This is a genomic window from Nonomuraea cavernae, assembly GCF_014646355.1.
GTDB lineage: Bacteria > Actinomycetota > Actinomycetes > Streptosporangiales > Streptosporangiaceae > Nonomuraea > Nonomuraea cavernae.
Map to the genome: position 1 here is coordinate 45,765 of NZ_BMNH01000033.1, position 14,880 is coordinate 60,644.

Annotated in this window: 14 protein-coding genes; 9 read left to right on the top strand and 5 right to left on the bottom strand. The window is 71.2% G+C overall.

Annotated features, from left to right (window positions below; translation table 11 throughout):
- Positions 1-50: 50 nt before the first annotated feature.
- On the top strand, positions 51-797 hold the full coding sequence (locus IEY82_RS33765) for a lysophospholipid acyltransferase family protein (RefSeq protein ID WP_189128330.1): 747 nt from the start codon (positions 51-53) through the stop codon (positions 795-797).
- Here IEY82_RS33765 and IEY82_RS33770 read toward each other — a convergent pair.
- Together IEY82_RS33770 and IEY82_RS33775 are read right to left on the bottom strand one after the other, a co-directional pair.
- Positions 794-1,600, bottom strand: coding sequence for a serine/threonine-protein kinase (locus tag IEY82_RS33770; RefSeq protein ID WP_189128331.1), 807 nt, complete (start codon positions 1,598-1,600; stop codon positions 794-796). The two genes, IEY82_RS33765 and IEY82_RS33770, sit on opposite strands and share 4 nt — an antisense overlap.
- A gap of 56 nt (positions 1,601-1,656) precedes the next feature.
- Positions 1,657-2,964: an MFS transporter gene (locus IEY82_RS33775; RefSeq protein WP_225264182.1), complete on the bottom strand. Its 1,308-nt coding sequence runs from the start codon at positions 2,962-2,964 to the stop codon at positions 1,657-1,659.
- 67 nt (positions 2,965-3,031) lie between these two features.
- Between IEY82_RS33775 and IEY82_RS33780 the strand changes: the two genes are divergently transcribed.
- The 3 genes from IEY82_RS33780 to IEY82_RS33790 all read left to right on the top strand — a co-directional run bounded on the left by IEY82_RS33780 (position 3,032) and on the right by IEY82_RS33790 (position 5,758).
- The gene (locus IEY82_RS33780) at positions 3,032-3,631 is read left to right on the top strand and encodes a helix-turn-helix domain-containing protein (protein WP_189128332.1); all 600 of its coding nucleotides are present in this window, start codon (positions 3,032-3,034) and stop codon (positions 3,629-3,631) included.
- A 127-nt stretch (positions 3,632-3,758) separates the two neighbouring features.
- Positions 3,759-4,385, top strand: a complete 627-nt coding sequence (locus tag IEY82_RS33785) for a nitroreductase family protein (RefSeq protein ID WP_189128333.1) — start codon at positions 3,759-3,761, stop codon at positions 4,383-4,385.
- Positions 4,386-4,591: 206 nt separating this feature from the next.
- The gene (locus IEY82_RS33790; RefSeq protein WP_189128334.1) at positions 4,592-5,758 is read left to right on the top strand and encodes a PP2C family protein-serine/threonine phosphatase; all 1,167 of its coding nucleotides are present in this window, start codon (positions 4,592-4,594) and stop codon (positions 5,756-5,758) included.
- On the opposite strand, the gene IEY82_RS33795 is transcribed toward IEY82_RS33790, so the two are convergent.
- On the bottom strand, positions 5,753-6,748 hold the full coding sequence (locus tag IEY82_RS33795; protein ID WP_189128335.1) for a GlxA family transcriptional regulator: 996 nt from the start codon (positions 6,746-6,748) through the stop codon (positions 5,753-5,755). The two genes, IEY82_RS33790 and IEY82_RS33795, sit on opposite strands and share 6 nt — an antisense overlap.
- Positions 6,749-6,846: 98 nt before the next feature.
- Here IEY82_RS33795 and IEY82_RS33800 point away from each other — a divergent pair, with 98 nt between their 5' ends.
- The 4 genes from IEY82_RS33800 (at position 6,847) to IEY82_RS33815 (ending at position 11,921) form a co-directional block, all read left to right on the top strand.
- A complete protein-coding gene (locus tag IEY82_RS33800) occupies positions 6,847-7,677 on the top strand; it encodes a hypothetical protein (protein WP_189128336.1) in 831 nt (276 codons plus the stop codon).
- A gap of 143 nt (positions 7,678-7,820) precedes the next feature.
- Positions 7,821-10,238: a glycoside hydrolase family 65 protein gene (locus tag IEY82_RS33805; protein ID WP_189128337.1), complete on the top strand. Its 2,418-nt coding sequence runs from the start codon at positions 7,821-7,823 to the stop codon at positions 10,236-10,238.
- A 29-nt stretch (positions 10,239-10,267) separates the two neighbouring features.
- Positions 10,268-11,059 (top strand): HAD family hydrolase, encoded by a 792-nt coding sequence (locus IEY82_RS33810; RefSeq protein WP_189128338.1) that lies wholly within the window; start codon positions 10,268-10,270, stop codon positions 11,057-11,059.
- Between the two features lie 97 nt (positions 11,060-11,156).
- The gene (locus IEY82_RS33815; RefSeq protein ID WP_189128339.1) at positions 11,157-11,921 is read left to right on the top strand and encodes a VOC family protein; all 765 of its coding nucleotides are present in this window, start codon (positions 11,157-11,159) and stop codon (positions 11,919-11,921) included.
- Positions 11,922-11,961: 40 nt separating this feature from the next.
- Here the strand turns inward: IEY82_RS33815 and IEY82_RS33820 are convergent, their stop codons facing one another.
- Complete coding sequence (locus IEY82_RS33820) at positions 11,962-12,963, bottom strand: ArsR/SmtB family transcription factor (protein ID WP_189128340.1); 1,002 nt, start codon at positions 12,961-12,963, stop codon at positions 11,962-11,964.
- A gap of 219 nt (positions 12,964-13,182) precedes the next feature.
- Here IEY82_RS33820 and IEY82_RS33825 point away from each other — a divergent pair, with 219 nt between their 5' ends.
- Positions 13,183-14,160, top strand: coding sequence for an endonuclease/exonuclease/phosphatase family protein (locus IEY82_RS33825; RefSeq protein ID WP_189128341.1), 978 nt, complete (start codon positions 13,183-13,185; stop codon positions 14,158-14,160).
- 39 nt (positions 14,161-14,199) lie between these two features.
- Here the strand turns inward: IEY82_RS33825 and IEY82_RS33830 are convergent, their stop codons facing one another.
- Positions 14,200-14,880, bottom strand: a complete 681-nt coding sequence (locus IEY82_RS33830) for a hypothetical protein (protein WP_189128342.1) — start codon at positions 14,878-14,880, stop codon at positions 14,200-14,202.

A 14,880-nucleotide genomic window follows, 5' to 3' on the forward strand; every position in this document is an offset into this window, starting at 1 on the left:
CGGCGTGGTCCTGCTGCCCAGCACGGTAAAACCTAGGCTACCTTCTGCACATGGCTGAGATCGTGTACCCGCCGGTGATCGCCGCCGCGCGGACCCTCTTTCGCGTGCTCGACTACCGTTTCCACCTCGAAGGGACCGAGCACGTTCCGCGCACCGGAGGAGCGGTGCTGGTGAGCAACCACATCAGCTACCTCGACTTCATCTTCGCCGGGTTCGGCGCGCTGCCGGCCAAGCGGCTGGTGCGGTTCATGGCCAAGAAGGACGTGTTCGACCACCGGATCTCCGGGCCGCTGATGCGGGGCATGCACCACATCCCGGTCGACCGGGGGGCCGGGGCCGGGTCCTACGCGACGGCGCTGCGGATGCTGAAGGCCGGTGAGGTCGTGGGCGTGTTCGCCGAGGCGACGATCAGCCGGTCCTTCACGGTAAAGGAGATCAAGAGCGGCGCGATCCGGATGGCGCAGGCCACCAAGACGCCGGTCATCCCGGTGGCGTTGTGGGGCACCCAGCGACTGTGGACGAAGGGGCGGCCCAAGGCGCTGACGCAGCGCCACGTGCCCATCACGATCATGGTCGGCGAGCCCATGTACCCCAAGCGCGGCGAGGACGTCGACAAGCACACGGTCGATCTGCACGAGCGGCTCACGGCGATGGTGGACCGGGCGCAGCGCACCTACCCGGAGATCCCGCAAGGGGTCTGGTGGCAGCCCGCGCATCTCGGTGGCACCGCGCCGACACCGGAGGAGGCCGCCGCGATGGACGCGGCCGAGGCCGAGGCCCGGTCCAGAAAGTCCTAGATCGCCGCCTGGTAGCTGCTGGCGCGCATCCCGGCGAGCAACCCGGCCGTCTGCTCGGGGGTGAAGCGGCGCACCGGATCGTGGTGCAGCAGCCCCTCGATCAGCGGCCGCATCACCCCGGCCCGGCGCGGCGGCGGGAATCCGCCGCTGCGCGCCATGCCGAGCACGCTCGCCGCGTCCTGACCCGGGTAGGGCGGCCGGCCCTCGATGGCGCTGTAGAGGGTGGCGCCGAACGACCACATGTCGGCCTCCTTGCTGGCCGGGCCGCCGTGCAGGCGTTCGGGCGCCATGAACGCCGGGGTGCCGCGCAGCCTGCGGGAGTTGGTCATCCGGATGTCGCCCTCGGCCGTGGCGATGCCGAAGTCGGTCAGCACCACGCGGTCGCCGGTGAGCATGACGTTGGCCGGTTTGACGTCGCGGTGCAGCACTCCGGCCTGGTGGGCGGTGCGCAGCGCGGCGAGCAGGTGCTGGCCGATCGCGGCCACCGACTGCGCGGGCAGGGTGCCGACCTGGGAGAGCAGTTGGTGCAGGGAGAGCCCGTCGAGGTACTCCATCACGATCCAGAGCTTGCCGCTCTTCTCGATCAGGTCGTGCACCGTGACGATGTTGGGGTGGGTGAGCCCGGCCGCCATCCGCGCCTCACGGAGCACCCGGCGGCGCACCATCTCCACCTCACCGGACAGGGTCAGCTCCTTCAGCGCCACCTCTCGATGCAGCAACTGGTCGAAGGCTCGCCAGACGACTCCCATACCCCCACGACCGGCCTCCTCACTGAGAAGGTACCGTCCGCCGATCTCCCGCATGCCATCCCCTCAACGCTTGGGGCAATGATGACATCTCACCACAAGACATAGTGTGCCTAACGTGATCCGGATGTGTCGGTAAGCAAAGGATCACTGGTCAAAGGTATCGAAATTTGATGACGTACGACACGCCACAGGAAGGCGATCGCGACCAGGCAGAGACCCGTGGCGCCGAGGAAGACGGCCGGCAGCCCGGCGCTCTCGGCCACCACCCCGCCCAGCGCCGCCCCCACCGGCATCCCGCCCATGCCGATCAGCCGGTAGGCGGAGTTCACCCGGCCCAGCAGCTCCGATGGGATGAGCCGCTGCCGGGTGGAGACGACGAGCACGTTCGCCACGGAGCTGGTCACTCCCCACAGCACGGCGGTCGGATAGAGCAGCCATCCGACCGGCGCGAGCACGGGCACGAGGTAGAGCAGGAAGTTGGCCAGCCAGGCGCCGATCAGTGTCCGGCCGTCGCCGGCCAGCCGGATGATCCGCTCCGCCACCAGCGAGCCGGCCACCGCCCCCGCCGCCATCGCGGTCATCATCAGCCCGTAGGCGCTCGGCTCCAGCCCCATCCGCGACTCCTCGCCGACGACCCAGAGCACGAACACGGCGAAGTAGGCGGAGGTGGCGAGGTTGAGTGTCCCGGCGGTGATGGCCAGGGTGCGCAGGAACCGGTGCGACCACAGGTAGCGCAGCGACTCGGCGATGTCCGCGCGCATCGACCGTCCGCGTGCCGTCGTTGTCGTCGCTGTCGCTGTCGCTGTCGCTGTCGCTGTCGCGGACGCGGGCGCGGGCGCGGGCGCGGGGCGGAAACCGCCGCGCATGCCCAGCAGGAGCAGGCCCGCGGCGCCGTACAGGAGGGCGGGGCCGCCGAAGACGGCGGCGGGCACGAGCATGACCAGCAGGCCCGCCAGGGGCGCGCCGACGAACTCGTTGCCGATCGTCTGCGCGCCGACCACGCGGCCGTTGGCGGTGGTGAGGTGGTCCGGTGACACGGTCATCGGCAGCACCGACTGGGCGGAGGTGTCCGCGAAGACCTCGGCCACGCAGGCCAGCAGCAGCGCCGCCAGCAGCAGCCACAGGTTCAGCAGGCCGAGCGCGGCCAGCGCGGCGGCGCCCGCGAGTAAGGCCGCGCGGACGATGTTGGCCAGCACCATGATCCGCCTGCGGTCCGCCCGGTCGGCGATCGCACCCGCGAGCAGCGCGAACAGCAGCCACGGCAGCGTGGCCGCCGCTCCCGCCAGCGACACCTCCGTGGGGGAGCGGGTCAGTGTCACGGCCAGCAGCGGCGCCCCGACCTTCAGCATGCCGTCGGCCAGGTTGGACAGCGCGGTCGACGACCACAGGAAGGCGAACGATCGCCCGAGACTCCGCATCGAGGACTCCGATAGTATGTAAGGGAAAGTGTGCATAGGTTCCTTTGCAAAGATAGGTGTGCACGGCATGGCAGGCAAGCGCTTCTCCGTCCGGACCCTCGACGCCCACGCGCTGAAGTCGTTCGCGCACCCCCTGCGCCTGCGCCTGTACGAGCTGCTCGAGGAGCACGGTCCATCGACGGCCACCCGGCTCGCCGGGCTGGTCGGGCAGAACACCGGGGCCACCAGCTACCACCTCAGGGAGCTGGCCCGGCACGGGATGATCGAGCCGGTTCCCGAGTTGGGGAAGGGCAAGGAGAAGTTCTGGCGGATCGTGCCCGGCGGGTTCTCCTACGGCAAGGCTCCGGCCGACGACCCCGAGACGGCCGAGGCCGTGTCGCTCCTGCTCGACGACCTCCTCCGGCAGCGCGCCGCCGAGCTGGCGCGCTGGCGCGAGGAGGAGCGGGACACTCCCGAGGAGTGGGTGCGGGCCAGCGGCCTCGGCCGGAGGTCGATGCGGCTCACCTCGGAGGAGACGGTGGCGATGCGGGATGAGGTGTTCGACGTGCTGGAGAGATACCGCCGGCTGGCCGACCGGCGCGACCTGGCGTCGCCGGACCGGCCCGACCCCTCGCTGGAGCAGGTGGTGGTCCACTTCGACGTCCTCCCGGTGGGAGCGCGCGCCTAGGGTCATCCCCAGGTCCCACCCTGACGCGCCGCCGCCGGCCGGTCCCTAGTGTCCATGCCGATCGGAGGCTGTCGAACGAAGGGGCCGGTCATGCCGCGCAGTGACGACCATCCCGCCCGCCCGGCCCATGAGGGCTGAGACGGCGCCCGCCCCGAGCTCCGCGGGCTCCGCGAGCTCCGCGGGGCGGCGCCATCCGGTGCGCACCGACGTTCCGGGCCCCCTGGCCGCCCTGCACGCGCTCATCAGACGGCACCGCCCCGACGGCCCCTACGACGGCAGGTCGCTGCGCAGGGACCACCTGGACGCCGTCCTCACCACCGCCTGCGGCTCGCACACGGGCTCGATCGAGGTGCGGCCCGCCGTGTTCGCGGTGGACGGCCTGCCGCCCGGCGTCTACCGCTACGCGGCCGACGAGCTGGAGCTGGTACGGCAGGGCGGCGCGCACACCGACGTGCTGGCCGCCGCCCTGCCCGCCGACCGGGCGACGATCGGCGGCGCCGCCGTGTTCGTCTGCCTGACCGGCGTGCTCACCCGCCACGAGCACAGGCACGGCCCGGGCGGCTACCGGCTGCTGGCCGCCGAGGCCGGACACCTGTCGCAGCGGCTGATCCTCGCCGCGACCGCGCTGGGCGTGGTCGCCCGGCCGTTCAGCACCTTGTTCGACGACCTGCTCAACCCGGCGCTCGGCCTCGACGGCGACGGTGAGCGGTTCGTCCTCGGCGTCCTCCTCGGTCACGCGGGCGAGGCCGGATAGGCGCGGGCGAGACCTCCGGGCCCACGGGGCATGGGCCCGGAACGGCGGCCCTCCCACTCCAGGCTGGTGGGGCGGGAGGGCCGGGCCGATCCCGGGGCTGACCTGCGATGACGCGTGCCGCAGGGTGCGGATAGCATCCTGGCATGACGCTTGTGAGGCCGCGGCGACGCGCACGTCCGGCGGCCGGGCGCAGGGGGAGACACGCGATGGCCGACGAAGGTCCGGCACTGCTGAAGGAGCTGTACGAGCACGCGCCGTGCGGCTACCTGTGCGGTCTGGCGGACGGCACGATCATCGCGGTCAACGAGACCTTCCTGGCCTGGACCGGTCACCGCAGGGAGGCCCTGCTGCGCGGCGTCCGCTTCCAGGAGCTGCTCACGATCGGCGACCGGATCTTCTACGAGACCCACTACGCCCCGCTCGTGCTCCGCGCGGGCGGTGTCCACGAGATCGCGGTGGACCTGCTGTGCAGCGACCGCGCACGGCTGCCCGTTCTGGTCAGCTCCGGCTTCGCCGAGGCGGCCGGCGGCCTGCCCGCCACGATCCGCGTCTGCGTGTTCCGCGCCACCGAGCGCCGCGAGTACGAACTGCTGCGCGCCCGCCGGCGCGCGGAGGAGTCGGAGGACCGGGTCCGCCTGCTCGCCCGGACCCTGCAGCAGAGCCTGATCCCGCCCGCCCTGCCGCGCATCCCCGGCCTCGACGTGGCGGCCGCCTACCGGCCCGCCGGGCGCGGCGACGAGGTGGGCGGCGACTTCTACGACCTGTTCGAGACGTCGCCCGACGACTGGGGGCTCGTCCTCGGCGACGTCTGCGGCAAGGGCGCCGAGGCCGCCGTCGTGACGAGCCTGGCGCGCCACACCGTGCGGGCGCACGCCGCCGAGGTCAAGCATCCCGCCGCCGTCCTGCGCGAGCTCAACACCGCCCTGGTACGCCAGCGCGCCGACCGCTTCTGCACCGTGGTCTACACCCGGATCCACCGCGTCCGGCCGGGCGTCTTCAGCCTCACCGTCTCGCTCGGCGGCCATCCCCAGCCGCTGCGCGTGAGCGCGGACGGCGAGGTGACCGCGATCGGGCATCCGGGGACCGTCCTCGGCCTGTTCGACGACGTCACCGTCTACGACGAGACGGTCGAGCTGTGCCCCGGCGACGCCGTCCTGCTCTTCACCGACGGCGTCACCGAGGCGCGCGACGGCGCCGACCTGTTCGACGAGTTCCGGCTGACGAGCCTGCTGGCCGGCGCGCGGGCCCTCGACGCCCGGGGCATCGCCGACCGGATCGTGGAGCGGGTCCTGGCCTTCCAGAACGGCCGGGCCTGCGACGACATCGCCCTGGTCGTGCTCAAGTCACCGCGCGGCCCGGCCGGGGCGTCATGAGGCGGCCGCCCTGAGACGTCGCGCCGGGGAGGGCCGCGACTGGGTCGCGCGGTAGTGCGACGGGGAGACGCCGTAACGGTCGGCGAAGGCCTGACGCAGGGTCTCGGCGCCGTTGAAGCCGCACCGGGCGGCGATGGCGGCGACCGGCAGGCGGGTGGCGACCAGCAGGTGCGCCGCCGCCTCCGTCCGGGCCTCGCGGACGAAACGGGCCGGCGTCCGGCCCAGGTGCCGCAGGAACAGGCGCGACAGGTGGCGCTCGCTCACTCCCGCGACGGCGGCCAGCGTCGCGGAGCCGAGATCGGTGGCGAGGTTGCCGGTGACGTGGTCGACGATGCGCCGGACCAGGCCGTCGCCCGGCGGCGGGGCCGCGGTGAACATGCTCATCTGCGCCTGGTTGCCCGGCCGCTGCAGGTAGGTGACGAGCTGTCTGGCGACCTGCCGGGCCAGGTCGGCGCCGTGGTCCTCCTCGACGAAGGCCAGGGTGAGGTCGAGGGCGCTGGTGACGCCGGCGGCCGTGGAGACCTGGCCGTCCCTGACGAAGATCGGATCGGGGTCGACGGCGACCGCGGGGTAGCGGGCGGCGAGGTCTGGGGCCCAGTGCCAATGGGTGGTGGCCCGCCGTCCGTCGAGCAGGCCGGCCGCCGCCAGGATGCTCGCTCCCGTGCACACGGACGCGACGCGGCGACTCTCCCGGGCCAGCCGCCGTACGTGCGCGACGAGACCGCGGTCGGCCGCCGCCGCCTGATGCCCGATCCCGCCGCACACCAGGAGCGTGTCGAGCGGCCCGGTCACGCGTTCGAGGGTCTCCTGGGCCTCGATCGTGAACCCGGTCCCCCAGGTCACCGCCTTCCCGCCGGGCGTGGCCAGGCGCACCTCGTACGGCGGGGCCGCCCCCACGAGGTTGGCGATCGTCAGCGGCGTGGTGACGCAGGCGAAGTCGAGTAATTCCGCGCTGTCGTAGGCGACGACGATGATCCGGCGAGCATTCATGCCCCACACCGTATGTCAGAAGGACCGGTATCCCAAGATTCCGGACACGTCGTCTGGCTTGCGTTGGCTCGCCGGCGAGCCGGCCCGACAGTGGGATCATGACGACCGAGACAACCCCTCGTATCGCCGCGAGTGGCGCCCGTAAGAGGTTCCTGTGGCACTACCTGGAGATGGTGCTGGCGATGTTCGCCGGCATGCTGCTCTTCGCGCCGGTCTGGGACGCCCTCACCGCGGGCTCGGCGCTGTTCGCCCGCCCCGACGTCGACGTGCTGGTGATGGCCACGAACATGACGCTCGGCATGTCCATCTGGATGCGCTACCGCGGCCACACCTGGGCGCCGATCGCGGAGATGGGCGTCGCGATGTACGCGCCGTTCGCCGTGCTGCTGGTGCCGTACTGGCTGGGAGCGCTGTCCGAGGGCGGCCTCATGATGGCCGGGCACGTGCTGATGTTCCCGGCGATGCTGCTGGTGATGCTGTTGCGCCGAGCCGAGTACAGCGCCCCGCACGCGGGCCCCGCGCCGCTGCCGGGCGGGCCGGTCGTCGCCGCGCTGGTCCAGCGGTGGCCGACCTGGCTGGGTCTGCTCATAACCTTCGACTCCTGGTTCGCCCCCGGCACACCGCCCCCGGTGCTCCTGGTGGTGCTGGCGGGCGCGTACCCGGTGATCGGCCTGTTCCGGCGCACCCTGCGTGACCGGCGGCTGCTCGCGCTCCAGCTGGCCGGGCTGGCCGGCTACACCGTCCTGGCGCTGGTGGCGATGTCGGCGGACCCCGTCACCGCCCGTTACCTGATCGCGGCCGGCTGGCTCGCGCACGTCCTGTGGGACCTGGGCCACTTCGTCGCCAACCGGGTCGTGCCCCGTGGCTACGCCGAACTGTGCATCGCCATAGACCTGGTCATCGGCCTGACGATCCTCTTCCTGCTGTGATCACCTGACCGTCCGGCTCCACACCTCCTGCCCGATATAGACGGTTTTGTCATGGTTTAGTGGGTACGCTCTGAACCCCGAAGGACGCGATGCCCCGGTCCATCCCGGCGTGTCGACGGCTCCGGACGCGCTCGGGGGGCGCCATGCAGGGTTACGCACTCACCTACGACCACTTCGACCCGGAGTCCGAGCTGCTGCGCGAGGCGATGACCTCGACGGGCAACGGCTACTTCTGCACCCGCGGGGCCGCCGAGTGGGAGGACGTGGGCGCCGTCCACTACCCCGGCACCTACGCCCACGGCGGCTACAACCGGGAGACCACGATCTTCGACGGTCACCCGGTGCTGAACGAGGACCTGGTCAACCTGCCCAACTGGCTGGTGCTGAAGCTGCGCATCGAGGGCGAGCCCGCGGTCCGGATGTCCAACGTCCAGGTGCTCGGCTATCGGCACACCTACGACATCCGCCTCGCGCTGGTGCGGCGCGAGCTGCGCTTCCGCGACTCCGCCGGCCGCGTGACGAGGCTGACCAGCCGCCGGTTCGTGAGCATGGCGCACAGCCACCAGGCCTGCATCGAGTGGACCCTGGTGCCGGAGAACTGGTCGGGCCGCGTCGAGGTGGTGACCGCGCTCGACGGCCGGATGACCAACCACATCGTCGCCCGCTACCGCGAGCTGGAAGGGCGCCACCTCGACCCCGTGTCACCGCGGACGTTCGGCCCCGAGGTCATCGCCCTCAAGGTGCAGACCCGCCAGTCGGACATCTACATCGCCCAGGCGGCCCGCACACGGGTGTTCCACGGCGAGGAGCCCGCCGCGGCCGAACGCCGCCTGCACCAGATGCAGGACTACATCCAGCAGGTGCTCGCCTTCGACGTCGAGCGGGGCCGTCCGGCGCGGGTGGAGAAGCAGGTCTCGCTGTTCACCTCCCATGACAACGCGATCACCGAACCCCTCACGGCCGCCGGCCGCCACGTGCTGCGCTACCCCGGCTTCGCCGAGGCGCTGCGCGAGCACGAGCTGGCCTGGACCGAGCTGTGGGACTGCTGCGACGTCCAGCTCCCTCGCGAACCCCGCGCGCAGCTGCTGCTGCGCCTGCACATCGCCCACGTCCTGCAGGTCTGCTCGCGGCACACCGCCCGCCACGACGCCGGGGTGCCCGCCCGCGGCCTCAACGGCGAGGCCTACCGCGGGCACGTCTTCTGGGACGAGCTCTACGTCTACCCGTTCCTCAACCTGCGTCTGCCCGAGATCACCCGCGCCCTGCTGCTCTACAGGTACCGGCGGCTGACCGAGGCGCGGGCGGCCGCCTCGGAGGCGGGATACAGAGGCGCGATGTTCCCCTGGCAGAGCGGCAGCGACGGAACGGAGGAGACCCAGCGGGTCCACCTCAACCCGCTGTCGGGAGAGTGGGAACCCGATCTCAGCCACAACCAGCGCCACGTCAACGCGGCCATCTTCTACAACGTCTGGCGCTACTTCCAGGCGACCGACGACCTGGAGTTCCTGCGCGACTACGGCGCCGAGATGATGCTGGAGATCGCCCGCTTCTGGGCGTCGATCGCCCACTACAACACGGACAGGCAACGGTACGAGATCCACGGCGTGATGGGGCCCGACGAGTTCCACGAGCGCTACCCCGGAGCCGAGGAGCCGGGCCTGCGCAACAACGCCTACACCAACGCCATGGCCGCCTGGATCGCCGCGACCGCCCCGCTGGTGCTCGACCTGCTGCCGACCAGCCGGTCCGCGATGCTGCGCCGGCACCTGGAGGTGACCGACGAGGAGCTGGCGACCTGGAAGGACATGAGCCGCCGGATGTACATCCCCTTCCACGACGGCGTCATCAGCCAGTTCGAGGGCTACGCCGAGCTGGAGGAGCTCGACTGGGACCACTACCGCGCCAAGTACCCCAACATCCAGCGCATGGACCGCATCCTCAAGGCCGAGGGCAAGGATCCCAACCGCTACAAGGTGGCCAAGCAGGCCGACGCCGTGATGCTCTTCTTCCTGTTCGAACCCGACGAGCTGCGGACGCTGTTCGAGGGGCTCGGCCACGCCTACGACCGGGACCTGGCGCGGCGCACCATCGAGTACTACGACGAGCGCACCTCCCACGGCTCGACGCTCAGCCTCGTCACCTTCGCCGGCGTGCTGGCCGGACTCCACCCGCCGACCTCCTGGGACCGGTTCATGGTGGCGCTGGAGAGCGACGTGAGCGACGTGCAGGGCGGCACCACCCAGGAGGGCATCCACATGGGCGTCATGTCCGGCACGCTGGACCTCCTGCAGCGGAGCTTCGTCGGCACCAGCGTCACCGGTGACATCCTGCGCCTGGAGCCGCGGCTGCTCGACCGGCTCGACGGCGTCTCGTTCCCGGTGCGGTTCAGGGGGACCTCCGTACGGGTGGCCGTCGACGGAGACAAGCTGACGGTGCTCGCCCACGCCGAGGGGTTCCGGGGGCCGCTGCGGGTCGCCGTCGGCGACGAGACCCGCGAGCTGTCCCCGAACGGCATGTGCGTCTTCACCCTCCCCCCGCAGGAGTCGTCGGCGCACCAGTGATCCGTGAGCGACGGCAGAGGGGAGCCGGCATGCCCACAGGAGGATTCGAAGGAGCGATCTTCGACGTCGACGGCGTCCTCGTCGACTCGCCACACGAAGCGGCCTGGAAGGAGTCGCTGCGCGAGCTGATGGAGGGCCCCTGGGCCGACGTCCGCGACCGGAGCCGATGGTCGGACGACCGGTTCACCCCGGAGGTCTACCAGCGGGTCATGTCGGGCAAGCCGCGGATGAGCGGGGCCCTGGCGGGCCTCGAGTACTTCAAGGTGCCCGATGCCGAGGACCGGGTCGAGACCTACGCGGCGCGCAAGCAGGAGCTGCTGATCCGGCTCGTCGAGGCCAGGCGGTTCAGGGCCTATCCCGACGCGTTGCGTTTCGTCCTGGCCGTCCGGGCGGCGGGCATACCGACGGCGGCGGCCTCGTCGTCCAGGAACGCGGGACTCTTCCTGCGGCAGATCCGGCTCGACACGTTCGCCGAGGAGCACGGCCTGACGTACGACTTCGTCCGGCCGGGCCTGACCCTGCTCGACTTCTTCGACGCCGACATGTCCGGGCACGACGTGGCGCACGGCAAACCGGATCCGGAGATCTTCCTGGACGCGGCCGCGGCGCTCGCCGTCGCACCCGATCGGTGCTTCGTGGTCGAGGACGCGGTCAGCGGGATCCAGGCGGCCAAGGGCGGCGGGATGGCCGCGCTGGGGGTGGCCCGGGCGGACGACGAGCCGCTGCTGACCGCCGCGAACGCCGACCTCGTCGTCACCACTCTGGACGAGGTCGACGTGCCCGCCCTGTCGGAGCATCGCCTCACGAGCCGCTCGCCCTGACGGCACGGGCGCCGCCGGGCCGTGACGGCACGGCGGGCTTCCGCCTTCGGCCGTACCGGGGAGGGGGCCACCATCACACAGTGACAAAGGAACGCATATGCTCACCACTCAGTTTGTGCCCGGCTCACCGTGCTGGATCGAGCTCGACAGCCCGAACATCGACGTCACGGAGCGGTTCTACGGCGGCCTGTTCGGCTGGGAATTCCAGGAGCAGGTGCCCGAATACGCCTTCTGCCAGATCGGCGGCAGGACCGTTGCCGGGATCGGTGCGCTCATGGGGGAGGCGGTCACCTCGGCCTGGATCCCCTACTTCCAGGTGCGGGAGTGCGAGGCCACCACCCGGGCCATCGAGCTGGCGGGCGGCGCCGTGCTGATGCCGCCGGTGGACCTGGAGCCACAGGGGGAGATGGCGCAGTTCGATGACCCGGCCGGCGCCCGTTTCGCGATCTGGCGTCCCGCCGGAATCCCCGGCGTGGAGCTGGTCAACGAACCCGGCTCGCTGGCCTGGATCGAGCTGCACGTGCCGGACACCACGGCCATCCGCGGCTTCTACGAGTCGGTCTTCGGCTGGCGGTTCGAGGACGTGCCGATGGGGGACACGACCTACGCGTTGATCTCACCGGCCGGCTGCGCCCCCGGCGCGGACCCGTCCGTGGGAGGCGTGACCCCGCTCGGACTCGGTGACCGGCCGCACTGGCTGGCCTACTTCGCGGTGTCCGACTGCGACGCGACCGTGGCCGGCTGCCGCGAGCTCGGCGGCACGGTGCACGCTCCGGCGGAGGACGTGAAGGGTGTGGGCCGGATGGCGCTCCTGGTCGACCCGCACGACGCCCGTTTCGCCGTCGTCTCCGGCTCCCCCTGACGCCGTGCCGGGCGGGGGCCGGGCGGGGGCGCGGGAGGGGTCAGGCGGAGAGGTGGCCGGTGGAGCCGTCCAGCAACGCCGCGCCGAGCGGGGTGAGCGTGTGAAGGACCGCGATGCCGTCGCGGCGGGTCTCGATGAGCCCGGCCTCGCGCAACACGGTGGCGTGGCGGCTGGCCGCCGCCGGTGAGATGCGCAGCATCCGGGCCAGCTGCGTGGTGGTCGCGCTGCGGTCGAGGGCGTGCAGCACGGCCGAACGGTTGGCGCCCATGAGCGCGCCGAGGTCCCGGCGGTGAGTCACCGGCTGCCGCCAGCGGTGCCGCTGTTCGATGGGATAGATCAGCACCGGCGGCAGCTCGGGATCGGCCAGCGTCAGAGGGGCACGGTGGCAGAAGTAGGAGGGCACCAGCAGCAGGCCGCGTCCGCCGAGCACCAGGTCCTTGTCCACGATGTAGTCGGTCTGCAGGACGGGGGGCGTCCAGCGGAACAGTGGCCGCATCCCGGCGAAGAGCCCGTCGACCCCGCCGCTGAGCATGCTGTGGGCCCGGCAGGCGCGGTCGACGGCGACAGCGGCGGTCATCAGCTCGTGGAAGGGGGCCACCGCGGCCTCGTGGTAGTCGCGCAGCGCGGCCACCAGTCCCTTGAGCGCGCCGAGGTCTCCCTCGGCCAGGGGCCGCACCCAGCCGGGCAGACTGTGGTGGCGGGCCAGTCGCCACAGCTCGGCCGCCAGCCGCCCTCGGGGCGTGCCGAGCAGCGCGGCGAGCCCGCGTTCGATGCTGAGCAGCCCCTCATGGGGGGTGAGGAAATCGGGGAAGTAGGGCCCGCTCGGCACGAGTGAGTCGAGGAGGCGGGCGCCCTGTCGCATCTGCGCGGTCCTGGCGGGTTCGGCATGGAGTTCTTCGAACCAGGGGCGGAAGGCCAGCGGACGGACCCGGTCGCGGAACCGGAACCGGGTGAGGATCATCTCCCAGAGAGGGTCGTGCGCATCGGCCAGCGTGACGCGCGCGAGGTCGTCCGCTGTGAAATGGATTCGTAAGGTGCCCATTCATCTCCCTTACGCCTCGACTGCCGTTTTATTCGGCACCTCACCATGTCAGACTGCGGCTAGTCAAGATCTTTTATGGTGATTTGTCGCTTTTTCTCTAGGGGGTAAAGGCTCTTTCCGTCCCTCCTTTTCGTCTTCACGATCGGACATCAAAGGCGTCGAAAGGCGCTTGCCCCCTGCCTGATGGAGGAAGTGCTCGTGACATCCCCGCATGTCCGCATGGTCCGACGCCTGATGACCGCCCTGGCCGCCGCGTCCGGCCTCGTCCTCGCCCTGAGCAGCGTGCCCCCCGCCGCCGCCGCCACCGCCGCCCCCACGGAGACCGTCCAGCGGCTGCCCGCGCGGAGCACCGCCCCCATGGGCGCCCAGGCCGGGGTCATGACGGCCAAGGCCCGCGGCGGCAAGGCCAGGCCGGCCGCCGCACCGGGCGTGCGACGGACGGACGGGGGCGCCACCGCGGCCGCGCGCCCCTTCAGGGAGCTCCACCTCAACCTGTGCAACAGCGGTCACGCCGGCTGCTACGCCGGCGGCCAGGCCATCTTCGAAGGCGGCGACCTGATCTACCACCTCGCCCCGGACCTGGTGACGTTGAACGAGATCTGCTCCAACGACCTGCCGAACTACCTGCATCCCTCATTGGCCGAGGCCTGGCCGGGCGACTGGACCTACTACGTTTTCTATCCGGCCATTCACCGCCAGACCGGCAATCCCATCACCTGCACGAACGGCGACAGCTACGGCAACGCCGTGCTCGGCAGGGTCCCCGCGGCGCAGTGGCGGGGAGTCAACGGCTGGGCGGGCCGCTACACGACCCAGGACTCCGGCAACGAGATGCGCACCTTCGCCTGCGCCTACGCCATCGGCGACCACCTGTCCTGCGCCACCCACCTGAGCTCCTCCAGCGAGCCGATCGCCCTGGCCCAGTGCCAGGCGCTGATGTTCAACGCGGTGCCCTCGATCAGGTCGCAGGAGGGCGTGTCCGGCAAGACGGTGGTCGGCGGCGACTTCAACCTGGAGTACGACACCGCCGACCCCGAGAACGTCCAGAAGTGCGTGCCGTCCGGCAACGTCCGCAAGGGCGACGGCGACGTGCAGCACGTCATCTTCACCAACGACTTCTCCTTCGTCGGTACCAACAAGTACGGGCTGACCCACACCGATCACGACGGATTCCTGGTCCGGCTGACCAAGCCGTGACCCCGTACCAGACAGAGGTCTGACCGCCAGGCCGGGGCGTCACCCGGCGGTGCGGGGGCGCAGGCGGCTGCCGAGCGCGGTGAACAGCCGTCTCGGCAGCGCCAGCGCCAGCACGGCCAGCACCACGTGCACGGCGATGAAGGCGAAGGCCTCCTCGCGGGTGGCCACGTGGCCGAGCCGGACCGTGATGTGGTGCGCCCAGCCCCAGACCTCGGGGATCCCGTCCAGGCTCCGGTTCATCAGCACCGCCATCAGGTCCTCCAGGCCCGACATCTGCAGGATCGTCATGGCCGCGCCGGTCCGCAGGACCCCCTCGCGCGAGCCGCCGCCGAGCCGGTAGGCCAGGGTGAGCGCGACCATGAGGAACGGCACGGACACCACGACGTGCAGGTAGAGGTCCTCGAACACGGCCTTCCCGTCGGCCATGTCCATGGCGGTGATGAACGTCGCCGGCACGAAGTAGCACAGGAAGGCCAGGAAGACCGCGGGCACGGCCACCAGGTGCAGTCGCAGCCGCCGAGCCCAGGCCACGTCCAGCCAGGCGACGGCGAAGAAGGCGGCGATCTGGGGTGTCAGCTTGGCCAGCAGGATCCAGAGAGAGGTGATCTCCTGCTCGTAGGGGATGACGAACCGGACCATGGCGGCCAGTGCCACCGCCAGCGCGCCGATGGCCAGAGCGACGCGGTTGTCCCGCCAGAATGAGGAGGTTGTGCTCTGCAT